General features: G+C 65.4%; 20 protein-coding genes. 12 read left to right on the top strand and 8 right to left on the bottom strand.

All coding sequences use genetic code 11. The annotated features are described in order from the left end of the window. Nucleotides 1-31: 31 nt before the first annotated feature. Entirely contained in the window at nucleotides 32-682 is a 651-nt protein-coding gene (locus tag KSS94_RS11735) for a response regulator transcription factor (protein ID WP_217843138.1), read from the bottom strand. 202 nt (nucleotides 683-884) lie between these two features. On the opposite strand from KSS94_RS11735, the gene KSS94_RS11730 reads away from it, so the two are divergent. The 7 genes from KSS94_RS11730 to KSS94_RS11700 all read left to right on the top strand — a co-directional run bounded on the left by KSS94_RS11730 (nucleotide 885) and on the right by KSS94_RS11700 (nucleotide 7,506). After that, nucleotides 885-1,259 (top strand): response regulator transcription factor, encoded by a 375-nt coding sequence (locus KSS94_RS11730; RefSeq protein ID WP_225935873.1) that lies wholly within the window; start codon nucleotides 885-887, stop codon nucleotides 1,257-1,259. 183 nt (nucleotides 1,260-1,442) lie between these two features. Further along, complete coding sequence (locus tag KSS94_RS11725; protein ID WP_217843136.1) at nucleotides 1,443-2,645, top strand: NAD(P)/FAD-dependent oxidoreductase; 1,203 nt, start codon at nucleotides 1,443-1,445, stop codon at nucleotides 2,643-2,645. A gap of 37 nt (nucleotides 2,646-2,682) precedes the next feature. Further along, nucleotides 2,683-3,594, top strand: coding sequence for an MBL fold metallo-hydrolase (locus KSS94_RS11720; protein ID WP_217843135.1), 912 nt, complete (start codon nucleotides 2,683-2,685; stop codon nucleotides 3,592-3,594). Nucleotides 3,595-3,774: 180 nt separating this feature from the next. Then, nucleotides 3,775-4,767: a 2-dehydro-3-deoxygalactonokinase gene (locus KSS94_RS11715; protein ID WP_217843134.1), complete on the top strand. Its 993-nt coding sequence runs from the start codon at nucleotides 3,775-3,777 to the stop codon at nucleotides 4,765-4,767. Between the two features lie 19 nt (nucleotides 4,768-4,786). Next, nucleotides 4,787-5,407 carry a 2-dehydro-3-deoxy-6-phosphogalactonate aldolase gene (locus tag KSS94_RS11710; protein ID WP_217843133.1) on the top strand — a complete coding sequence of 207 codons (621 nt, stop codon included), beginning with the start codon at nucleotides 4,787-4,789 and terminating at the stop codon, nucleotides 5,405-5,407. Between the two features lie 52 nt (nucleotides 5,408-5,459). Beyond that, nucleotides 5,460-6,608: a galactonate dehydratase gene (gene dgoD, locus KSS94_RS11705; RefSeq protein ID WP_217843132.1), complete on the top strand. Its 1,149-nt coding sequence runs from the start codon at nucleotides 5,460-5,462 to the stop codon at nucleotides 6,606-6,608. Between the two features lie 94 nt (nucleotides 6,609-6,702). Then, nucleotides 6,703-7,506 carry an IclR family transcriptional regulator gene (locus tag KSS94_RS11700; protein ID WP_217843131.1) on the top strand — a complete coding sequence of 268 codons (804 nt, stop codon included), beginning with the start codon at nucleotides 6,703-6,705 and terminating at the stop codon, nucleotides 7,504-7,506. A 424-nt stretch (nucleotides 7,507-7,930) separates the two neighbouring features. Here the strand turns inward: KSS94_RS11700 and KSS94_RS11695 are convergent, their stop codons facing one another. Then, nucleotides 7,931-8,704, bottom strand: a complete 774-nt coding sequence (locus KSS94_RS11695) for an SDR family NAD(P)-dependent oxidoreductase (protein ID WP_217843130.1) — start codon at nucleotides 8,702-8,704, stop codon at nucleotides 7,931-7,933. 137 nt (nucleotides 8,705-8,841) lie between these two features. On the opposite strand from KSS94_RS11695, the gene KSS94_RS11690 reads away from it, so the two are divergent. Continuing rightward, a complete protein-coding gene (locus KSS94_RS11690) occupies nucleotides 8,842-9,990 on the top strand; it encodes an aldose epimerase family protein (protein WP_437180010.1) in 1,149 nt (382 codons plus the stop codon). Nucleotides 9,991-10,039: 49 nt separating this feature from the next. Here KSS94_RS11690 and araH read toward each other — a convergent pair whose 3' ends face one another. From araH to KSS94_RS11660, 6 genes are all read right to left on the bottom strand, one after another. Continuing rightward, the gene (gene araH, locus KSS94_RS11685; RefSeq protein ID WP_217843128.1) at nucleotides 10,040-11,008 is read right to left on the bottom strand and encodes an L-arabinose ABC transporter permease AraH; all 969 of its coding nucleotides are present in this window, start codon (nucleotides 11,006-11,008) and stop codon (nucleotides 10,040-10,042) included. Between the two features lie 9 nt (nucleotides 11,009-11,017). Further along, nucleotides 11,018-12,547: an L-arabinose ABC transporter ATP-binding protein AraG gene (gene araG, locus KSS94_RS11680; RefSeq protein WP_217843127.1), complete on the bottom strand. Its 1,530-nt coding sequence runs from the start codon at nucleotides 12,545-12,547 to the stop codon at nucleotides 11,018-11,020. Nucleotides 12,548-12,610: 63 nt separating this feature from the next. Then, nucleotides 12,611-13,612, bottom strand: coding sequence for a substrate-binding domain-containing protein (locus KSS94_RS11675; RefSeq protein WP_217843126.1), 1,002 nt, complete (start codon nucleotides 13,610-13,612; stop codon nucleotides 12,611-12,613). A 39-nt stretch (nucleotides 13,613-13,651) separates the two neighbouring features. Then, nucleotides 13,652-14,515, bottom strand: a complete 864-nt coding sequence (locus KSS94_RS11670) for an SMP-30/gluconolactonase/LRE family protein (protein WP_217843125.1) — start codon at nucleotides 14,513-14,515, stop codon at nucleotides 13,652-13,654. 142 nt (nucleotides 14,516-14,657) lie between these two features. Further along, nucleotides 14,658-15,650, bottom strand: coding sequence for an AraD1 family protein (gene araD1, locus KSS94_RS11665; protein WP_217843124.1), 993 nt, complete (start codon nucleotides 15,648-15,650; stop codon nucleotides 14,658-14,660). 48 nt (nucleotides 15,651-15,698) lie between these two features. Then, nucleotides 15,699-17,021, bottom strand: coding sequence for an MFS transporter (locus KSS94_RS11660; RefSeq protein WP_217843123.1), 1,323 nt, complete (start codon nucleotides 17,019-17,021; stop codon nucleotides 15,699-15,701). Between the two features lie 192 nt (nucleotides 17,022-17,213). Between KSS94_RS11660 and KSS94_RS11655 the strand changes: the two genes are divergently transcribed. The 4 genes from KSS94_RS11655 (at nucleotide 17,214) to KSS94_RS11640 (ending at nucleotide 22,461) form a co-directional block, all read left to right on the top strand. Continuing rightward, nucleotides 17,214-18,950: an IlvD/Edd family dehydratase gene (locus tag KSS94_RS11655; RefSeq protein WP_217843122.1), complete on the top strand. Its 1,737-nt coding sequence runs from the start codon at nucleotides 17,214-17,216 to the stop codon at nucleotides 18,948-18,950. 47 nt (nucleotides 18,951-18,997) lie between these two features. Next, the gene (locus tag KSS94_RS11650; protein ID WP_217843121.1) at nucleotides 18,998-19,726 is read left to right on the top strand and encodes a FadR/GntR family transcriptional regulator; all 729 of its coding nucleotides are present in this window, start codon (nucleotides 18,998-19,000) and stop codon (nucleotides 19,724-19,726) included. 183 nt (nucleotides 19,727-19,909) lie between these two features. Further along, nucleotides 19,910-20,938, top strand: a complete 1,029-nt coding sequence (locus tag KSS94_RS11645) for a LacI family DNA-binding transcriptional regulator (protein WP_217843120.1) — start codon at nucleotides 19,910-19,912, stop codon at nucleotides 20,936-20,938. 230 nt (nucleotides 20,939-21,168) lie between these two features. Further along, the gene (locus KSS94_RS11640; RefSeq protein ID WP_225935895.1) at nucleotides 21,169-22,461 is read left to right on the top strand and encodes an MFS transporter; all 1,293 of its coding nucleotides are present in this window, start codon (nucleotides 21,169-21,171) and stop codon (nucleotides 22,459-22,461) included. The last annotated feature ends 29 nt before the right edge of the window (nucleotides 22,462-22,490 follow it).

Raw genomic sequence — 22,490 nt, 5'->3', positions numbered from 1 at the left:
CCATCAACGAGTTGGAAAAATACGCGCAGCGTCAGACTGTGCGCCGCAACGGCTCGACACCCAGTGCCTCGGCCATGCGCACCAGGTCGGCGACCGAGCGCGCGCCGAGCTTTTTCATCATCTGCCCGCGATGCACCTTGACCGTGACTTCGCTGAGGTTCAGCTCAGCGGCAATCTGCTTGTTCATCAGGCCGGCGATGACGAAGGCCAGCACCTGGCGCTCGCGGGGCGTCAGCGCCTCGAATGCGCGGCGCAATGCCACCCCTGCCTGCTCGCCAGCCAAACGCTCGCGGTCGCGTGACAGGGCATTGGCCACCGCGTCGAGCATGTCCTGATCGCGAAACGGCTTGGCCAGAAAGTCCACCGCACCCGCCTTCATCGCCTTGACCGACATGGCGATATCGCCATGCCCGGTCATGAACACCACCGGAATGCGCACCCCGCCCTGCTCCATCTGCGCCTGGAACGCCAGGCCGCTCTCGCCGCGCAGGCGCACGTCGAGCACCAGGCAACCGGGCACGGCCTTGCGCGGGAAGGCCAGAAAGTCCTGGGTGCTGGCGAAGCCTTGCACCTGCAGGCCGACCGAACGGAACAACCCGTCCAGGGCCAGGCGCATCGACTCGTCGTCATCGACGATGTACACCACCGGCTCGTTCGAGTCGTGCGTGCCCTGTAAAGCCATGTGCGCTCCTTGAAGCGTGACGCCGCGTGCGGTTGGCAGGTGAAAAATCTAGCCTATTGTTGGGCAAGCTTCACGGCTTTGGCCACTGCTAACTGGCACCGCCAGACACAGGTATTGCCCGGCTATACCTAGGTATACTTCTGCCCCTTGCGCGACGGGGTATCTTGGAGGCATGGCACAGGCCGCCAGGAGCAGATCGCCCATGCAGCAGCCCACCGCTACCCTGATTGCCGTCGTCGACGACGACGAGTCGCTGCGCGATGCCCTCGACGGCCTGCTGCGCGCCACCGGCTACCGTGCCCGCACCTTTGCCAGCGGCGGTGACTTTCTCGCCTCCGATGGCCCCGGCCAGGCGCGCTGCCTGATCTGCGACATCCAGATGCCCGGCATGTGCGGGGTCGAGCTGTTGAGCCAGCTGCAGGCCCGCGGCTTCGATATCCCGGTGATCTTCATCAGCGCCCACCCAGGGCAGCGTGCGCGCATCAGCGCCAATATGGCAGGCGTGGTCAGCTGCCTGCCCAAGCCGTTCGAAGCCGAGCGGTTGCTGGACTGCATCGAGTCCGCCCTGCACCGCTGAACAATCCCCGCGATACCTAGGTATACCCGCTTGACCCCCATGCGTAAGCCACACCATACCCATGCAGAAGTGTGCGCGCCCCTGCCCCTGATTAGCATCAACCTACAGCGAACGGCTGGCCCAACAGCCCCTCGCCAAGGCTGAAGTTCACAACCCTTACCCGTTCTAGTCAGGAGCACGATCATGAAACAGCAACTTCTGGTTATTGGTGCAGGCTTCGCCGGCCTGTGGAGCGCCCTGAGCGCCGCGCGCCTGCTCGACATGCATGGCCGGCAGGACGTGCAGATCACCGTTCTGGCCCCGCAGGCCGAGCTGCGCATCCGCCCCCGGTTCTATGAAGCCGACGTGCACAGCATGTTCGCCCCGCTGCAGGCACTGTTCGACGCCGTGGACGTACGCTTCGTCAAGGGCAGCGCCGAAAGCATCGACGAACAGGCGCGCCAGGTGAGCTACCGCGACCAGGCCGGCCAGCCGGCGCAACTGGCCTATGACCGGCTGATCCTGGCCAGTGGCAGCCAGCTGGCCCGCCCCGCCGTGCCAGGCCTTGGCCAGCACAGCTTCGACGTCGACCAGATCGAGTCGGCCGCGCGCCTTGAGCAGCACCTGATGGCGCTGGGCAAACAGCCTGCCAGCGCTGCCCGCAACACCGTGGTGGTGTCCGGCGGTGGCTTCACCGGCATCGAGACTGCCACGGAAATGCCTGCCCGCCTGCGTGCAGCGCTGGGCGCAGACCAGCAGGTGCGGGTGATCCTCATCGACCGTGGCGAGCGCATCGGGGCAGCCCTGGGCGAAGGTATCCGGCCATCGATCATCGAAGCCTCGGACGAACTGGGTATCGAATGGGTGGTCGGCGCCACCGTGGCTGCGGTGGATGCCAACGGCGTGACCCTGGCTGACGGCCGGCATATCGAAAGCCAGACCGTGGTCTGGACCGCCGGCATGCGCGCCAGCCCGCTCACCGAGCAACTGGCCTGCACCCGCGACCCGCAGGGCCGCCTGCATGTGGACGGCAACCTCAAGGTGCGTGGCCTGGAGCATGTATTTGCCGCAGGCGACGTGGCCTACGCCGCCACCGACGACATCGGCAACTTCTCGGTGATGTCCTGCCAGCACGCCATCAGCCTGGGCCGCCATGCTGGCAACAACGCCGCAGCCGACCTGCTGGGAGTGGCGCCCACCCCCTACCGCCAGCCCAAGTACGTGACCTGCCTGGACCTGGGCGCCTGGGGTGCGGTGTACAGCGAGGGCTGGGACCGCCAGTTGAAGCTGGTCAAAGGCGAAGCCAAGGAACTCAAGACCCAGATCAACACCGTGTGGATCTACCCGCCGGCTGCCGAACGCGCCACTGCCCTGGCCGCTGCCGACCCCTCGATCCCCGTGGCCTGAGCCGCGCCCGGCGATCTAACCCAGCAGGAGAACGACCATGACAATGCCAATCAACAACGTGGTTGCCAGCGAAACCGAAGAACTGGTGCCCTCGCGCTATGCCGTGAAAGTCGGCGATATCGATGTGCTGGTGGTGAGCGACGGGGTGCTGCCGCTGCCCACCGCAACCATGTCGACCAATGCCGAACCGGCCGCTCGTGCCGCCTGGTTCAAGCAGATGTTCCTGGGGCCGGACAACTTCGACTGGGCCCTGAACGTGTTGCTGGTACGCAGCGGCGAACAGGTGGTCCTGGTGGATGCCGGGCTGGGTGGCCAGTTCCCCGGTTTCCCGCGGGCCGGGCAGTTCCCCAAACGCCTGGCGGCAGCCGGCATCGCGCTGGAGTCGATCACCGATATCGTCATCACGCACCTGCACATGGACCATATCGGCGGCCTGCTGGTGGATGAGGTGAGGAACCGCTTGCGGGCGGACGTGAAGGTGCATGTCAGCGCGACCGAGGTCGAATTCTGGGCCGCCCCGGACTTCTCGCAAACCGACATGCCACAACCAGTGCCGGATGTACTGCGCTCCACGGCCAAGGCCTTCATGCAAGCCTACGCCAGCAAAATCCGCACCTTTGAACGGACCCACGAAGTAGCGCCCGGCGTGGTCGCCAGCCTGACCGGCGGCCATACCCCGGGGCACTGCGTGGTGTACGTCGATTCGTGCGGGCAGCGGCTGACCTTCGCCGGCGATGCGCTGTTCCCGGTAGCCTTCGACCACCCGGACTGGCACAACGGCTTCGAGCACGACCCTGAGGAGTCGGTACGGGTCAGGGTGGCGCTGTTGAACGAAGCCGCCGCCAGCGGCGAGCTGTTCGTGGCGACCCACCTGCCATTCCCTTCCGTAGGGCGGGTGGCGGTGGACGGTGAAGGCTTCCGCTGGGTTGCCGGGTTCTGGAACTACTGAGAACCCGGTTTTTGTGGCGGCGGGTTAACGGAAAAACCCGCTGCCGCATGGATCGGCCACAGCTCTTAAACTCGCCCAATAAATCCCACTATATGGGATGCAAATTTACATATTGAGATTTAACGCTACCACGGTATAGTCCTGCTCATTCACTACCAAAAAAACACAACAGGTGAATCGATGCAGGCAAAACTGATCGCGCTCGATTGGGGAACCAGCTCGTTACGGGCCTACAAGCTGGGTGCGGGCGGCGAGGTACTCGAACAGCGTTCGCTACCCCTGGGGGTGATGCAGCTGCCCCAGGCGCCACACCCTGTCAATGGCCACCCCGGCAGCGACGGTTTCGAGCTGGCGTTCGAGCAGGCCTGCGGCGACTGGCTGAACAGCCACCACGATGTGCCCGTGATCGCCTGCGGCATGGTCGGCAGCGCCCAGGGCTGGCGCGAAGCTCCCTACTGCGAAACCCCCACCGACGCCACCAGGCTGGCAAGCACCCTGCAGCGCGTGCGCAGCAAACGCGGCATCGACGTGCACATCGTCCCCGGTGTGATTCAACGCTCGCCCCTGCCCAATGTGATGCGCGGCGAAGAAACCCAGGTGCTCGGCGTACTGCATGCCCTGCCCCCGCAGGCACAGGCCGAGCTGCTGATCGGCCTGCCGGGCAGCCATTCGAAGTGGGTGCAGGTGGTCAATGGCCGCATCGCGCACTTCGACACCTTCATGACCGGCGAGGTCTTCGCCGTACTCAGCCAGCACAGCATCCTGGGGCGAACCCAGCAGCCCGGCAGCGGGTTCGATGGCCAGGCCTTCGACCGCGGCGTGCAGGTGGCGCTGTCGGTACACGGCGAAAGCGGCGTGCTGTCGACGCTGTTCAGCGCGCGCAGCCTGGGGCTCACCGGCGAACTCAGCGGCGCTGCGCAGGTGGACTACCTGTCGGGCCTGCTGATCGGCCACGAGCTTGCGGCGCTGGCCCATGTACAGCGCCAGCGCCGTGGCGACGCGCAGTTGCCGGCGCTGGTGCTGGTGGGCAATGCCGAACTGTGCAGCCGCTACCGCCGGGCCCTCGGCGCCTGCGGTTTTACCCAGGTGAGCCTGGCCGAGCAGGCCACCGAGCAGGGCCTGTGGCAACTGGCGATGGCCGCCGGGCTGATCACCTGCCCCCTTCCCCGTTGAACTTCACTGGAGCCTTCACATGCTCAAGCACGCACTGGCGCAAAACGGCCTTATCGCCATCCTGCGGGGGCTGCGCCCGCAACAAGCCGCAGCCATCGGCGAGGTGCTGTACGGCGCAGGGTTTCGCGTGATCGAGGTGCCGCTCAACTCCCCCGAGCCGTACGACAGCATCCGGATTCTGCGCGATAGCTTGCCTGGCGATTGCCTGATAGGCGCAGGTACGGTGCTGGCGCCCGAGCAGGTCGAGCAGGTGAAGGCTGCCGGCGGGCAGCTGATCGTCATGCCCCACAGCGATGCCCGGGTGCTGCGCGCGGCCAAACAAGCCGGCCTGGCCCTGGCGCCGGGGGTTGCCACCCCGACCGAGGCCTTCGCGGCGCTGGCCGAAGGTGCCGACATGCTCAAGCTGTTCCCCGCCGAGCAGATCGGCCCGGCCGTGGTCCGGGCCTGGCTGGCGGTGCTGCCGGCGGGGACCGTGCTGGCCCCGGTCGGGGGTGTCACGCCGGGCAACATGCAGGGGTTCGTCGAGGCGGGGGTAAAGGGCTTCGGCCTGGGCTCCGGCCTGTTCAAGCCGGGCATGACGCCCGGCCAGGTGGCGGCCAATGCGCACGCCTATGTGGCAACGTGGCAGGCCCTGCACTGATGCTCGCCTGCACGCAAGCCGGCCATTTCAGCTACGTAATGGAGCCAAGCAGATGAAAATCACCAAACTGACCACCTTCATCGTCCCGCCGCGCTGGTGCTTTCTAAAGGTAGAAACCGACCAGGGCGTCAGCGGCTGGGGCGAGCCGGTGGTCGAGGGCCGCGCCCACACCGTCGCTGCCGCCGTTGAAGAGCTGGCCGACTACCTGATCGGCAAGGACCCGCGCAATATCGAAGACATCTGGACGGTGTTGTACCGCGGCGGCTTCTACCGGGGTGGCGCCGTGCACATGAGCGCCCTGGCCGGGATCGACCAGGCCTTGTGGGACATCAAGGGCAAGGCGCTGGGGGTGTCGGTGAGCGACCTGCTGGGCGGCCAGGTGCGCGACAAGATCCGCGTGTATTCATGGATTGGCGGCGACCGCCCGGCAGACACCGCCCGGGCTGCACAAGAGGCCGTCAGCCGGGGCTTCACCGCCGTGAAGATGAATGGCACCGAAGAGCTGCAGTTTCTCGACAGTTTCGAGAAGGTCGACCGCGCCCTGGCCAATGTCGCCGCCGTGCGTGACGCCGTGGGCCCGAACGTGGGCATCGGCGTGGACTTTCACGGCCGGGTGCACAAGCCGATGGCCAAGGTGCTGATGAAGGAGCTCGACCCGTTCAAGCTGATGTTCATCGAAGAGCCGGTGCTCAGCGAAAACTACGAGGCGCTCAAGGAGTTGGCGCCGCTGACCAGCACGCCGATAGCCCTCGGCGAGCGGCTGTTCTCGCGCTGGGATTTCAAGCGGGTGCTTGCCGAAGGCCATGTCGACATCATCCAGCCCGATGCCTCCCACGCCGGCGGCATCACCGAAACCCGCAAGATCGCCAACATGGCCGAAGCCTACGACGTGGCCCTGGCCCTGCACTGCCCGCTGGGCCCGATTGCGCTGGCCGCGTGCCTGCAGCTGGATGCGGCCTGCTACAACGCGTTCATTCAGGAGCAGAGCCTGGGCATCCACTACAACGAAAGCAACGACCTGCTCGACTACGTGAAGGATGCGCGGGTGTTCGACTACCACCAGGGCTTCGTCAAGATCCCCAACGGGCCGGGCCTGGGCATCGAGATCAACGAAGATTACGTGATCGAGCGCGCACGCACAGGCCACCGCTGGCGCAACCCGGTGTGGCGCCATGCCGATGGCAGTTTCGCCGAGTGGTGATCAAGCGCCGCGCCCCCCCTGCCACCCGGTTGTGGCCCTGGCTTGCGGGCGACCATAATGGCGCCCGCCACCCTGCCCGAGACCAAGGCTGAACATGCACCAAGACACCCCTGAAAATACCGAGGACGCCGCACCAGCCGGCACCCAGACCCTGCTGCGCGGCCTGGGCGTGGTGCAGGCGGTGGCCAACGGCGCCCACGACCTCAAGGACATCGCCCGGTTGCTCGGTACCACCCGCAGCACCACCCACCGCCTGGCCAGCTGCCTGGTTGCCCAGCGCTACCTGCGGGTAGTGCCTCAGGTCGGCTACCTGCTGGGGCCGAAGCTGATCGAGCTGGGTTTTCAGGCGCGTGAAGAGCTGCCGCTGACGACCCTGGCCCTGCCCTACCTTGACGCGTTGTCGGCCCTGACCGGCGACACCATCCACCTGGCCATTCGCGAAGGCGACGAGGTGCTGTACCTGCACAAGACCCCGGGGCGCCATGGCCCGGAAATGCGCTCGCGGGTTGGCCACCGCATGCCCCTGGCACGCACCGGCATCGGCAAGGCGTTGATGCTCGATGACAGCCCGCAGGCGTGGCAACGGCTGTATGAAGTCAGCGTACCGGCGGGTGAGCCCGGCCAGTTCCGGCCACTGCACACCGAGCAGACCTGGGCGCAGTTCCAGCAGCGCATGCTCGAGTATGCAGCCGGTGGTTACGCCTTCGACCTGGAAGACAACGAGCCATCGATACGCTGCGTGGCGGCGCCGGTGCGCGATGCCAGCAAGGCCATCGTTGCGGCCATCAGCATCGCCAGTACCGTGCCGTACATGCCGCTGGAAAAAATGGCCGAGCTGATTCCGCAGGTCAAGGACGCCACTGCAAGGTTGTCGGCGGAGTTGGGGATGAAGCTTTAACCGAGGGCACACGTCCCAACGCGCTCATTCGACGCGTGCCCTGTTGGAGCAACCGTCTTGCGCTGCCCATGCCGGCCTCATCGCCGGCAAGCCGGCTGCTACAGGTAGCGCGCCGACCTGGGCCTTGCGCAATCCTGTAGGAGATCACCCAGCCCTTTCGGGCTGCGCTGTCGCGCAGAAAACTGGTCTCGCAGATGCGCCACGGTCCCTGTGGGAAGCGGCCTTGTGTCGCGATGGGCTGCGCAGCAGCCCCGGCAATTTTGCATGAGGTCGAGGCCTTGGGGCCGCTTCGCGCCCCATCGCGACACAAGGCCGCTTCCCACAGGTACCGTGTTAAATCAATGAGTTGCCGTTTGCTCTATGAGAGCGGGCTTGCCCGCGATGGGCTGCGCAGCAGCCCTGTTGGCGATGAAACTCGCACTGGCTAGACCCAACCACCATCGACAATGAAGTTCTGCGCCGAACACATCGCCGAGGCATCGGATGCCAGGAACAACGCCATGTCGGCGATATGCTCCGGCAGCACGCTGCCCGGCAGGCACTGGCTGCGGGCGATCAGCTCCTTGGCCGCATCGTCGACCCACATGGCCAGCTGCTTTTCCGTCATCACCCAGCCCGGCACCAGCGTATTGACCCGAATGCGCTGCGCGCCCAGCTCGCGCGCCAGGGCACGGGTCATGCCGTGCACGGCGGCCTTGCTGGCTGCATACACCGGATAGCCGGCCGAGGCCATCATCCAGCCCACCGAACCCAGGTTGATGATCGCGCCACCGCCCGCCCGCTCCATCATCGGCACCACGGCCTTGGCGGCGAAAAACCCATGCTTGAGGTTGACCGCAATCAGCCGGTCGAAGGTGTCCGAGTCCACCTCCTGCAGGCTGTGGCGCAGGTCGTTGGCCGCGTTGTTCACCAGCACCGTGATCGGCCCCAGCGACTGCTCGAAGCGGCTGATGGCGGCGCGGTAATCGAGGTCGTTGGTGATGTCGCAATGCACGAACTCCACCGTGTGCCCCTGGCTGCGCAACAGTGTTTCGAGGCGCTCGCCCTGGCGCTGGGCACGGTCGACGAACGCAACCCTGGCGCCCTGGGCGGCGAAGGCACGCACCATGAACTCGCCAATCCCCGAGGCGCCCCCTGAAATCAGCACGGTCTTGCCTTCGAGGTCGTGGTACACGGCGTTCGGGGTCTGATCGGTCATTTTCAAAGCCTCACCTAAATAGTCTTATTTTATTTTGCAAAGGTGGCATCACCAGCTATAAATTCGCTGTATTACCGGCAAAATATCGCACATTAGTAGAACTATTTCACTCAAAAATAACAAAAAGGAATTCGATGATGAAGCGACCCCACCCCAAGCTTTGCGGCCTTGCCCTGTCGATGCTGATCGCCACCGCCAGTGCCCAGGCTGCCGGGCTCAGCAGCGAGCACAAAGCCTTCGGCAAGACCCATGACGGCACCCTGGTCGAGCAATACATCCTGCGCAACAGCCTGGGCATGCAAGCCACGGTGATCACCTATGGCGGCGTGCTGCAGTCGCTGCTGGTGCCCGACAAACACGGCAAGCTTGCAGATGTGGTGCTGGGCTTTGACGATGTGCAGGGCTACCAGGGCGGCAGCGCCTTCTTTGGCGCGACCATCGGCCGCTTCGGCAATCGCCTGGCCGGCGGCGCCTTCGAACTCGACGGCAAACGCTACCAGGTACCGCTCAACGACGTCCCCAACGCCCTGCATGGCGGTGCCCAGGGCTTCGACAAGCAGGTGTGGCAAGCCACGCCGGTGAAGGGCGATGGCTGGGTCGGGGTGACCCTCACCTACCTGTCCAAAGACGGTGAAATGGGCTTTCCCGGCAACCTGAAGACCGAAGTCACCTACAGCCTCAACGAGCACAACGAACTGCGCATCGCCTACCAGGCCAACACCGACAAACCTACGGTGCTCAACCTCACCAACCACAGTTACTTCAACCTCGCCGGCGCCGGCAACGGCGACATCCTCAAGCAGGTCGCCACCCTGCACGCCAGCCACTACACACCGGTCAACGCCACGCTGATCCCCACCGGCGAGCTGGCCCCGGTCAAGGGCACGCCGATGGACTTCCTCAGCCCCACGCCCATCGGCCGGCACATCAAGGACAAGCACCCGCAGCTGGCCTTCGCCGAGCCCAAGCAAGGCGGCTTCGACTTCAACTGGGCGCTGGATGCCAAGGGCGATATCAAGCAGCTGGCTGCCGAAGTGCACGACCCGCAATCCGGCCGGCGCCTGCAGCTGTACACCAGCGAGCCTGGGGTGCAGTTCTATACCAGCAACTTCCTCGATGGCTCGGTCAAGGGCAAGGCCGGCAAGACCTACCTGCACTGGGGCGGTTTCACCCTGGAGACCCAGCACTTTCCGGATGCCCCCAACCAGCCTGCCTTCGCCTCGACCCGCCTGAACCCGGGGCAGACCTACACCCAGACCACCGTTTTCAAGTTCTCCGCCGACTGAGCCCGAGCCTGGGCCTGCAATGGCGTTGCCATTGCAGGCCCAGGCTTGATCAGCGTTGTTTCATGCGGTCGATGATCACCGCCAGCAACAGGATCGAGCCGCGAATCACGTACTGGTAGAAGGTGTCGATGTTCTTCAGATTCATGGCGTTCTCGATGATCGCCAGAATCAGCACCCCGGCGATCACATGGCGAATCATGCCGATACCGCCGCTCAACGACACCCCGCCCAGCACACAGGCAGAAATCACCGTCAGCTCGAAGCCCTGGCCGATCATCGGCTGCCCGGACGTCATGCGCGAGGCCAGGATCACCCCCGCCAGGGCGCCGATCAGGCCATGCACGGCAAAGATCAGGATCTTGGTGCGGTCGACATTCACCCCCGCCAGCAACGCCGCCTCGGGGTTGCCGCCAATGGCCATGGTGTTGCGCCCGTAGGTGGTGTAGTTGAGCAGCCAGCCGAAGAACACAAAGCAGACGATGGTGATCAGGATCGGCACCGGCACGCCGAACAGCTGGCCGTTGCCCAGGGTGAAGAACTGATCCTGGGACACCCCCACCGCCTTGCCGTCGGCAAAGATATAAGCCAGCCCCCGCACGATCTGCATGGTCGCCAGGGTGGTGATCAGCGCATTGACCCGCAGCCTGGCGATGACGATGCCGTTGATCAGCCCGACCACCAGCCCCATCAGCAGCGCCGCGCCGATGCCCAGCATCACGCTTTCGGTGTCGCGCATCACGATCGCTGCCACCACCCCGGCGCAGGCGATCACCGAGCCCACCGACAGGTCGAAGTGCCCGGAGGCCAGGCAGAACAGCATGGTGCATGCGGCAATGCCCACGGTGGAGATCGCCAGGCCCAGGCCGCGCATGTTCAGCGGGGACAGGAAGTTGTCGATCATCAGGGCGCACAGCACGAAGATGCCTACCGCCACCAGCGGCATCGCCCAGTTGTCCAGCAGCCCGCGCAGGTCCAAGGGTTTGGATGCCGTCGGTAGTGCGTCGTTTTGAGTGCTCATGGTCTTCTCTCAGTTCGCCAGGCCGCGCGGCAAGGCCAGCTGCAGCAGGTTGGATTCGGTAGCCTGTTCGCGGCTGTGCCCGCCGCTCATGGCGCCTTCGCACAGCACCAGGATGCGGTCGGAAATGCCCATCACTTCCATCAGGTCGCTGGACACCACGATCACCGCGATGCCCTGGGCCGCCAGGTTGTGGATGATCTGGTAGATCTCGGCCTTGGCGCCGACGTCGATGCCGCGGGTCGGCTCGTCCAGCAGCAGCACTTTCATCGGCATCGACAGCCAGCGGCCGAGAATGGCCTTCTGCTGGTTGCCGCCAGAAAGGAACTTGATCTTCTGCGCAGCGTGCGGGGTCTTGACCCGCATGGCCTTGATCTGGCGCTCGGCGTTGGCAGCTTCCCAGCCCTCCTGCAACAGCCAGCCGAACCGTGAGTGGCTGGCGCGGGCGCTGATGTTGATGTTCTCCGCCACGCTGCCCAGCGGGATGATGCCTTCCTTCTTGCGGTCTTCCGGGCACAGCAGCACGCCGGCGGCGATGGCATCACGGGGCGAACGCAGCTTCAGTGGTTGGCCGCACAGCTCCAACTGCCCGGCGCTGGCCCGTTCCAGGCCACTGAGCAGGCGCAACAGCTCGGTGCGCCCGGCCCCCACCAGCCCGAACAGGCCGAGCACTTCCCCCTTGTGCACCTGCAGGCTGACCGGCTGGCGCAGGCCGGGGCCCAGCAGGCCTTCGGCCTTCAGCGCCACCTCGCCGTGGGGGCGCGGGCGGTAGTCGTAGATGTCCTGGATATCGCGGCCGACCATGCAGGTCACCAGCGCGTCGTGGCTCAGGGCGCTCATGTCGTCGAAGGTGCGCACATGGCGGCCGTCCTTGAACACCGTCACGGCATTGCAGATGCGGAACACCTCTTCCATGCGGTGGGACACATACAGCACCACTTTGCCCTCGTCGCGCAGCCGCGCGATGATCGCCATCAGGCGGTCGATCTCCCGGGCCGACAGGCTGCTGGTGGGTTCATCGAAGGCGATCACATGGGCGCCATGGGACAGCGCCTTGGCGATTTCCACCAGTTGCCGCTGGCCCAGCGACAGGCGGCCGAGCTTCTGCTCTGGGTCGATCTCGTCGGCCAGGCCCTTGAGGCACTCCTGCGCCTGCTTGCGCAGCAGGCTGCGGTTGACCACGCCGAAGCGCGCCGGCAAATGGCCGAGGAAGAGGTTTTCGGCGACGGTCATTTCCGGCACCAGGTGCAGCTCCTGGTGAATCACCGCCACGCCGCTGGCGAGGCTGTCGGAGGCGCTCTTGAAGGCCATCGCCCGCTCACCGATGTGCAGCGCGCCGCGGGTGGGGATGTAGGCCCCGCCGAGGATCTTCAGCAAAGTCGACTTGCCCGCGCCGTTCTCGCCCATCAGGGCGTGCACTTGCCCGGGGTGGGCACTGAAGCTGATGCCGTCCAGTGCCTTGACGCCGGGGAAGCTTTTGCAGATGCCGTCAAAACGCAGGCTGGCACCGGCGTTGTGTTGTTGCTTGGGTTGTGCGTGCATGACCACCTCATCGTACCGGTCAGGCGGCACCGTTGCCGGTGCCGTGGCAGGAAGCAAACCGCCTTATTTCCACAGGCCGATCTTTTCCAGCTCCTGCTTGAAGTTGGCGCGGGTGATCAGGGTCACGTCCTCCATGCCGGTGTACTTCGGCGGTTCGGTGCCTTCGGTGACCCACTTGTACATCATCAGGGCGGTGTTGTAGCCCTCCAGGTGCGGGCTGGGCAGCATCGAGCCGAAGAAGCCGCTTTCGGCCTTTTTCAGCTCGCCGATGGCGTCGGTGCCGTTGATGCCGATACCGATCACGTTGGCGGCGGCAAAGCCTGCGCTTTCGGTGGCGCGCACGCCGCCGAGCACGGTGTTGTCGTTCATGCCGCCGATGATCAGGTTTTTCGCCGCCCCCGGCAGCTTGACCAGCGCCGAGTTGGTGGCGTCCATGCTGCCCGGCACGTCCAGGGTCTTGAGCGGGGCGGTGAGGATGTGGTCCTTGGGCATGCCGGCAGCTTCCAGCGACTTGATCGAGCCGTCGGTGCGCTGCTTGCCGGTGTCCAGTTCGTTGAAGGTGGTGATCACCGCATAAGTGTCCTTCCAGTCCCAGCCGCGCTTCTTCGCCTCCTCGGCCATGGCGGCGCCCTGCTTCTGGCCCACTTCGAACGCGGCCATGCCCAGGTACGGCACGTCTTCCATGAACTTGCCCTTGGCGTCGACAAAGCGATCATCCACGGCAATCACCTTGAGGTCGTTGATCCTGGCCTTGGCGACGATGGCCGGGCCAAGGGAGACATCCGGCGGGCAGATGACAAAACCCTTGGCACCGTTGGCGGCCAGGCTGTCGATGGCCGCCAGGGTTTTCTCGCCATCGGGCACGGCGATCTTGATCACCTCGAAACCGTGCTCCTTGCCGGCTTTTTCGGCGAAGGCCCACTCGGTCTGGAACCACGGCTCTTCGGCCTGCTTGACCAGAAAACCGATTTTCACAGGCTCTGCGGCCAGCGCCAGGCCGCCCAGGCCCATGGCCGAGACCGCCACGGCGGCGCACAGGGTACGAATACAACGACGACGATCCATACGGGTGACTCCTTGTTGTTGTTTTTGAGTGATTGCGGGTTAGCCTGCGAAGCGGTGACAGGGTGTGCCGGGCACCTGCACCTCGATGGCCAGCAGCGCGCCGTCCAGGGGGTGGTTAAGCGGGCTGGCGGCACTGGTGATGTACAAGGTGGTGAGGTTCGGGCCGCCGAATACGCAACTGGTGGGGCGGCTGACGGGCAGTTCGATGATGCGGTCGAGGCTGCCGTCCGGGGCCAGCCGCAGCAGGCAGCTGCCATCCCAGCGGGCATTCCAGATATACCCTTCGCTGTCCATGGCCGAGCCGTCCGGCACGCCCCGTTCATGGGGCCCGAACCAGGCTTGCGCAGGGTCGAGCTGGCCGTCGGGCTGGATGGCGTGGCGGTACAGCGTGCCGTCCAGGCTGTCGGCAAAATGCACCTGGCGCCCCTGCTCGCTCCACAGCAGGGTGTTGGGGATGCCCAGGCCCTGCAACAGCGGCGTGACCTGGCCATCGGCATCGATGCGGTACAGCCCGCCGCAGCGCCGGGTGACCGGCAGGTCTTCACCCTGCTCGCCAAGGTTGTTCTGCATGGTGCCCAGCCACAGCCGGCCCTGGGCATCGCAGCGCGCCTCGTTGGCGCGGTTGCCGGCGTGCGGGTCGGCCACGCACAGCAGGGTCAGGGCTTGCGTAGCCAGGTCCAGGCGATGCACACCGCTGCTCAGGGTCACCAGCGCATCGCCGCTGGCACAGGGGATGAACGCCGAGACGTGCTCGGGCAACTGCCACACCTGCACCTGCGAGCCCTGCAGGCGCAGCGCCTGCCTGGCGGCGATATCGACCCAATACAGCGCCTGGGTGGGCGCGTCCCAGAACGGGCCCTCGCCCAACTGCGCGCGGTGCGGGGTAACAGCGATGCACGTCATGAAGCCTCCTTGCTGGGTAGATAGGTTCGCAGGCGTACGTTACAGCGGATCGACCGACTGCGCGCTATCCACCCGCCGCAGAATGCGCAACGGCTCGGGCAGCAGGCTGTCGGGGTGGTTCTGGTAACACATCAGCCGCTCCTTAAAGTGTGCCCACAGCGCCTGGAGCAAAGGCCGCCTCGGCGACTGTAATACCGTTGACCAGCGGGGCGCCGAATGCCGGCTGGCTGATCTCGAACACATCCCCCGGGCGGGTGCGAATGCCGTCGGCGAAGGACAGCGTCGCGGTACCGAAGAAGTGCACGTGCACATCCCCCGGGCGCAGGAACTGGCGGTACTTGAAATGGTGGTATTCAAGGTTCGCCAGGCTATGGCACATGTTGGCCTCGCCGCTGAGAAACTCGTTTTGCCACAGCACCTGGCCATCACGCAGGATACGGCTGGTGCCGGCCAGGTGCTGCGGCAACTCGCCCACCCGCAGCTCGGGGCCGTAGCTGCAGCTGCGCAGCTTGGAATGCGCCAGGTACAGGTAGTTCTTGCGCTCGGTTACATGGTCGGAAAACTCGTTGCCCAGCGCATAACCCAGGCGATAAGGCTTGCCCTCGGGGCTGATCACATAAAGGCCGGCAAGTTCGGGCTCTTCGCCGGCGTCTTCGGCGAACGGCGGCACAGGGAATGGCTGGCCGGGGCGCACGACGCAGCTGCCGTCACCCTTGTAGAACCACTCCGGCTGCACGCCCGCCTGGCCAGCGCCAGGCTTGCCGCCCTCCACGCCCCACTTGAAGATGCGCATGGTGTCGGTCATGGCCGCTTCGTCGCCCGCCTGCTGGTGCATCTTGTCCCGCGCCGAGGCGCTGCCCAGGTGGGTCAGGCCGGTGCCGCTGACCAGCAGGTGGGCCGGGTCCGGGTGGTCCAGCGGCGCCAGGATGCGCAGTGCCGCCAGCAGCTCGGCATAGTCATGGCTGGCGCCCAGGCCCAGGGCCTGTACCTGCTGCTGCAGGCTGACGCCCGCCTCGATCGCCGCCAGCGCCAGGTCGCGCGTGGTGCGTGCCGCCTGCACCTCGCGGACCTGGCCGCCCTCGACCACACCGACGCGGCGCTCGCCGTTACTCAATTCGAATTGCACCAGACGCATGGGTTTCTCCTGTAGATAAGCTTGATCGCGCGGTCGCCGATCAAAGGGTCAGATGCGGGTCGCCCCCCGGGCGCTGGCGGCGAACTGTTCAACCGGCAGCACGTGCTTGCGCTCCAGCTGGCGGTACACCACGCCGGTCAGCACCAGGCCGAACACCATCACCCCGGCCAGGAAGTACAACCCCGACTCCAGGTTGCCGGTGTAGCCCTTGAGCGCGCCGATCACGAACGGGCCGATGTAGCCGCCCAGGTTGCCCACCGAGTTGATCAGGGCAATGCCGGCGGCGGCGCTGGCGCCGGCGAAGAAGCGCCCGGGCAAGGTCCAGAACACCGCGGTGCACGAAAACAGCGCGAACGCCACCAGGCACAGGGCCGCCAGCTGCCACACCGGCAGGGTCAGCCAGGCGCTGAGGAACAGGCCGATGGCCCCCAGCACGTAGAGCACGGCCAGGTGGCCGTAGCGGTCGTTCAGGCGGTCGGAGCTGCGCGGGATGATCAGCAGGCCGATGATCCCGAACAGGTACGGCACCGATGAGACGAACCCGGTCACCAGGTCGCTGCCGCCGAACTGCTTGATCAGGGTCGGCAGCCACAGGCCCAGGCCATAGATGCTTAAGGTCACGGGCAGGTAGAACAGCGCCAGCAGCAGCACGCGCTTGTCCTTGAGGGCGTGCAGCGGGTTGCCGTGGCGGGTCTGGCCGTAGGCTTGCAGGTCCTTTTGCAACTCGCCGGCGAGCCAGTCCTTCTCGGCCTGGTTCATCCACTTCACCTGCGCCGGGCCATCCGGCAGCCAGCTCAGCACCGGCCAGGTCAGCACAAGCGCCGGGGTACCGATGACGATGAACAGCCACTGCCAGCCATGCAGCCCGAGGATGCCTTCCATGCCAAGCAGGCCGCCGGACACGGGGCCGGTGACCAGCATGGCGATCGGTTGGGAAAGGATGAACAGGCCGAGGATCTTGCCGCGGTGGCGAACCGGGAACCACTGGGTGATGTAGTAGAGAACGCCGGGGAAGAACCCGGCCTCGGCGGCGCCGAGCAGAAAGCGCATCACATAGAAGCTGTAGGGCCCCTGCACCAAGGCCATGCCGATGGTGATGGCGCCCCAGGTGAGCATGATGCGCGCGAACCAGCGCCGCGCGCCGAAGCGCTCGAGCATCAGGTTGCTGGGGATCTCGAACAGGAAGTAACCAATGAAGAACAGCCCGGCACCCAGCCCGTAGGCCGCATCGCCAATGCCGACGTCGGCGCCCATGTGCAACTTGGCAAAGCCCACGGCAGACCGGTCCACGTAGGCGATCAGGTACAGCAGGATCAGGAACGGGATCAGTTTCAGCGTGATGCGGCGAACAAGCCGCTGTTCGTGGCTCATGGGGCAGGTCTCCGATTGTTTTTGTTATCGAACCTTGGGGGCGCCTCTCACGGAAATCCGTCAGGGTCATCCCATCGCTGCAATTGACTATATAGTAGTACTATTTACACCACAACACTTCCAAACGCCCAATTTTTGACCTATGTTAGCCCTCAGGACGCACACTATAGTCTTACAATAAGAGAATCGATCATGTCTGATAAGAAGCCCACCCTGCGCTCGGCCCAATGGTTCGGCACCGCCGACAAGAACGGTTTCATGTACCGCAGCTGGATGAAGAACCAGGGCATCGCCGACCACCAGTTCCAGGGCAAGCCGATCATCGGCATCTGCAACACATGGTCGGAACTCACCCCGTGCAACGCGCACTTTCGCCAGATAGCCGAGCACGTCAAACGCGGGGTGATCGAGGCCGGTGGCTTCCCGGTGGAGTTCCCGGTGTTCTCCAACGGCGAGTCCAACCTGCGCCCCACCGCCATGCTCACCCGTAACCTTGCGAGCATGGATGTGGAAGAAGCGATCCGCGGCAATCCCATCGACGGCGTGGTGCTGCTGACCGGCTGCGACAAGACCACCCCGGCCCTGCTGATGGGCGCGGCCAGCTGTGACGTGCCGGCGATCGTGGTCACCGGCGGGCCGATGCTCAACGGCAAGCACAAGGGCAAGGACATCGGCTCGGGCACCGTGGTTTGGCAGCTCAGCGAGCAGGTCAAGGCGGGCACCATCAGCATTGACGACTTCCTCGCTGCCGAGGGCGGCATGTCCCGCTCGGCCGGCACCTGCAACACCATGGGCACGGCCTCGACCATGGCCTGCATGGCCGAGGCACTGGGCACTTCCCTGCCCCACAACGCGGCCATCCCCGCGGTGGATGCACGGCGCTATGTGCTGGCGCACATGTCGGGCATGCGCGCGGTGGAAATGGTGCGCGAAGACCTGAAGCTGTCGAAGATCCTCACCAAGCAGGCCTTCGAAAACGCCATCCGCGTCAACGCGGCCATCGGCGGCTCGACCAACGCGGTGATCCACCTCAAGGCCATCGCCGGGCGCATCGGCGTCGAGCTCGACCTGGACGACTGGACCCGCATCGGCCGCGGCATGCCGACCATCGTCGACCTGCAGCCGTCCGGGCGTTTCCTGATGGAAGAGTTCTACTACGCCGGCGGCCTGCCGGCAGTGTTGCGCCGCCTGGGTGAAGCCGGCCTGATCCCCCACCCCGACGCCCTGACGGTCAATGGCAAGTCCCTCGGCGAGAACACCCGCGAGGCGCCGATCTACGGCGAGGACCAGGTGATCCGCAGCCTCGACAACCCGATCCGTGCCGACGGCGGTATCTGCGTGCTGCGCGGCAACCTGGCGCCATCGGGCGCGGTGCTCAAGCCCTCCGCCGCCACCGCGCAGCTGATGCAGCACCGTGGCCGCGCCGTGGTGTTCGAGAACTTCGACATGTACAAGGCGCGCATCAACGACCCTGCGCTTGAAGTCGATGCCAGCTCGATCCTGGTGATGAAGAACTGCGGGCCCAAGGGTTACCCGGGCATGGCCGAGGTGGGCAACATGGGCCTGCCGGCCAAGCTGCTGGCCCAGGGCGTAACCGACATGGTGCGTATTTCCGATGCGCGCATGAGCGGCACGGCGTATGGCACCGTGGTCCTGCACGTGGCGCCCGAGGCCGCAGCCGGCGGGCCGCTGGCTGCGGTGCAGGAAGGCGACTGGATCGAGCTCGACTGCGCCAACGGGCGCCTGCACCTGGACATTCCCGAGGCCGAGCTGGCCGCGCGCATGGCCGACCTGCAAGCCCCCAAGGCACTGTTGGTGGGCGGCTACCGCCAGCTCTACATCGACCATGTGATGCAGGCCGACCAAGGCTGCGACTTCGACTTCCTGGTGGGCTGTCGCGGGGCCGAAGTCCCCCGTCATTCCCATTGATTGGGGTAATATAGCGCCGCCCATTCAACCAGAGCCGCCCCCTTTGTATGGATAAACAGCCGCCCAAGCCGCGCAAGAGCATGCATTCCCAGATCGTCCAGGATCTGGGCATGGCCATCGTTTCCGGCCGTTTCAAGCCGGAAGAGCGGCTGCCCATGGAGTCCACGCTGTGCGAGCAATACCAGGTCAGCCGCTCGGTGTTGCGCGAGGCGACCCGGGTGCTCAGCGCCAAGGGGCTGGTGTATTCCAAGCCGCGGGTGGGCGCGGTGGTACGCTCGCGGTCGAAATGGCACCTGCTCGACCCGGACGTGCTGGCCTGGTTGATGCAATCCACCCCGCACAGCAAGTTCTTCGATACCTTGTCCGGGGTGCGGCGCATCCTCGAGCCGGAGATCGCGGCCATGACCGCGGTCACCGCCACCGACGACGACATCGCCGCCATCGAAAAAGCCTACCTGGGCATGGAAACCGCAACCAACCACGAAGACCTGCTGCAGGCCGACCTGGACTTCCACCGGGCCATCGCCGAAGCCACCCACAACGACCTGCTGGCCTACATGTGCAACATGCTGTCGTTGCCGCTGCGTGAGTCGATCAACATCACCAACCGCCGCCCCGACCCGGACATCCAGTGCCTGAGCCTGCCGCGGCACAAGGCGATCCTCACCGCCATCCAGAACCGCGACGCCCTCGCCGCGCGGCATGCCTCGCTGGTGCAACTGGACGACACGCGGGTGGCGTTGCATACGGTGATGAATACCCTGACGCCGTTGTAGGGTGGTTTGGCGCCTGGGTTCAGGCCTGCGCTGTACCTGTAGGAGCCGGCCTGATGCGGCCCTTGTGGTTGCGGGCGGAGCACCGCGAACACGGACCAAGCCAGGTGCGCCAGGCGCAACGCTTTGGTAGATTCACGCCCTCAGGCAGCAGCACGTTGCCATAGCATCTGACGCGGAACCGGCATGGCCAACAAACCCAGCACCCCCACGGCAAAGCCGTCCTCCCCGACCCTGATCGACGTGGCCAAGGTTGCCGGCGTTTCGCCGATCACCGTGTCCCGCGCCCTGCACCGCCCCGAGGTGGTCAGCAAGGCGGCGCGCGAGAAGGTGCTGGCTGCGGTGCGCGAGGTCGGCTATGTGTCGAACATGCTGGCCGGCAGCCTTGCCAGCAACAAGAGCCGGCTGGTGGCCATCCTGCTGCCGACCATCGCCAACTCGATCTTCGCCGACACCGTGCAGGCACTGATGGACCGTCTCACCCACGCCGGCTACCAGACCCTGCTGGGCCTGACCGGCTACTCCGCCGAACAGGAAGAAAAACTGATCGAAGCCCTGCTCGGCCGGCGCCCCGACGGCATCGTGCTGACCGGCACCCTGCACACCGAAGCCAGCCGCCAGCGCCTGGCGCAGTCGGGCATACCGGTGGTCGAGTCCTGGGACCTCAGCGAAGACCCGCTGGACATGCTGGTGGGCTTCTCCCATGAAGCCGTCGGCGAAGCCATCGCCCGGCACCTGCTGGGCAAGGGTTACCAGCGTTTTGCCGTGGTCAGCATCGGCGACCCGCGCGGCCTGCGCCGCTGCAACAGCCTGGTGGCAGAACTGGCCCGCCACGGCCACCACGACATCCCCACACACATCCTCACCCCACCGGCCACCCTCGAAGTCGGCCGCAGCGGCCTCAAGCACCTGCTCGACCAGGGCCAGCGCCCCGAAGTGGTGGTGTGCAGCTCCGACACCATCGCCCAGGGTGTGCTCGCCGAAGCCGCCAGCCGCGGCCTCAAGGTGCCGCAGGACCTGGCAGTGATGGGCTTTGGCGACCTCAGCAGCGCCGCCCAGGTGCACCCGCCGCTGTCTACCGTGCGGGTGGACGGTACACGCATCGGCGAACAGATCGCCCAGGCCCTGCTTGAGCGCTTCAGCTACCCGGCCGGCGGCGCACAGCCGGTGCGTATCGACACCGGCTTCACCCTGATCGACCGCCAGAGCACCTGAATTTTTCACTCAGCCGACGAATGCGCCCTTGAATGATTGCGCAATCATTGTAAGATCAAATCCACAGCCACCTGCTGCCTTTTGCTGATGGCTGTTTTTTTGACCTGGAAATGATTGCGCAATCATATGATCGGTCAAACCCAGCGGCATCCATCACAACAAGGAAAACAACAGTGATCACACCCACCTCGGAGGCGGCCCGAACCAACGTCCGCTACCTCATCCTGGCGATGATCTTCATCGTCACCGTGTTCAACTACGTCGACCGCGCCACCCTGTCGATCGCCGCCCCCGCCATGCGCGCCGACCTTGGCTTCGACGCGGTAACCATGGGTATCGCCTTTTCCGCCTTCGGCTGGGCCTACACCAGCATGCAACTACCAGGCGGGGTGATCCTCGACCGCTTCGGCTCGCGCCTGGTGCTGGGCATGAGCCTGATCATCTGGTCGGCGTTCACCTTCCTGCAGGGCTTCGTCGACCTGTTCAGCTCGGCCTTTCTGGCGCTGTTCGTGCTGCGCTTCATGATGGGCGTGGCCGAATCGCCCGCCTTTCCGGCCAACAACCGCCTGACCGTGATGTGGTTTCCGCGCCACGAGCGCGGCCTGGCCACGGCGATCTTCCAGTCGGCCCAGTACTTCGCCCTGGCCGCCTTCACCCCGCTGATGGTGCTGCTGCTCAACAGCTTCGGCTGGCAGCACGTGTTTTTCTGGACCGGCGGCGCCGGCATCTTGATCGGCCTGTTGTGGTTTTGCTTCGTGCATGAGCCGCGCCGTGACAAACGGGTCAACCAGGCCGAACTCGACTACATCGAGGCCGGCGGCGGCCTGCCCGACATGGGCGACATCAAGACCCCGTTCAGCTGGGCGCGGCTGCGCGCCATCTCGGCCAACCGCATGATGGCCGGCATCTACCTGGGGCAGTTCTGCCTGACCTCGATCACCTGGTTCTTCCTCACCTGGTTCCCCACCTACCTGATCGAGGCCAAGGGCATGACCCTGCTCAAGGTCGGCCTGGTGGCCGCCATTCCACCGGTGGCCGGCTGCCTGGGCGGGATGATCGGCGGCGTGTGGTCGGACTGGATGCTCAAGAAGGGCTTCAGCCTCACCGCCGCGCGCAAGACCCCGATCATCTGCGGCCTGCTGCTGTCCAGCAGCATCGTGGTGGCCAACTACACCCAGTCGATCGCCCTGGTGATCCTGGTGATGTCCATCGCCTTCTTCGCCAAGGGCGTCGGCAACCTCGGCTGGTGCATCGTCGGCGACGTGTCGCCCAAGCACGCCATGGGCACCAGCGGGGCGATGTTCAACTTCTGCGGCAACATCGCCAGCATCGTCACCCCGATTGCCATCGGCCTGCTGGTCAAGGGCGCATCCTTCGATGCCGCGCTGGTCTACGTCGCCGCCATGGGCCTGCTCGGCGCCTTCGCCTACCTGGTCATCGTTGGGCCGCTCAAGCGCCTGGACATCGACGGCCCGCAAGCCGCCAACACCTCCCCCGCCGCGGTCTCGCACCCGGCTCGCTGATTTTCACCCACACAGGTCTACAAGGAGAG

It is taken from the genome of Pseudomonas fakonensis (assembly GCF_019139895.1).
In the GTDB taxonomy this organism is placed as follows: domain Bacteria; phylum Pseudomonadota; class Gammaproteobacteria; order Pseudomonadales; family Pseudomonadaceae; genus Aquipseudomonas; species Aquipseudomonas fakonensis.
This window is presented reverse-complemented; position numbering and strand designations above follow the sequence as displayed.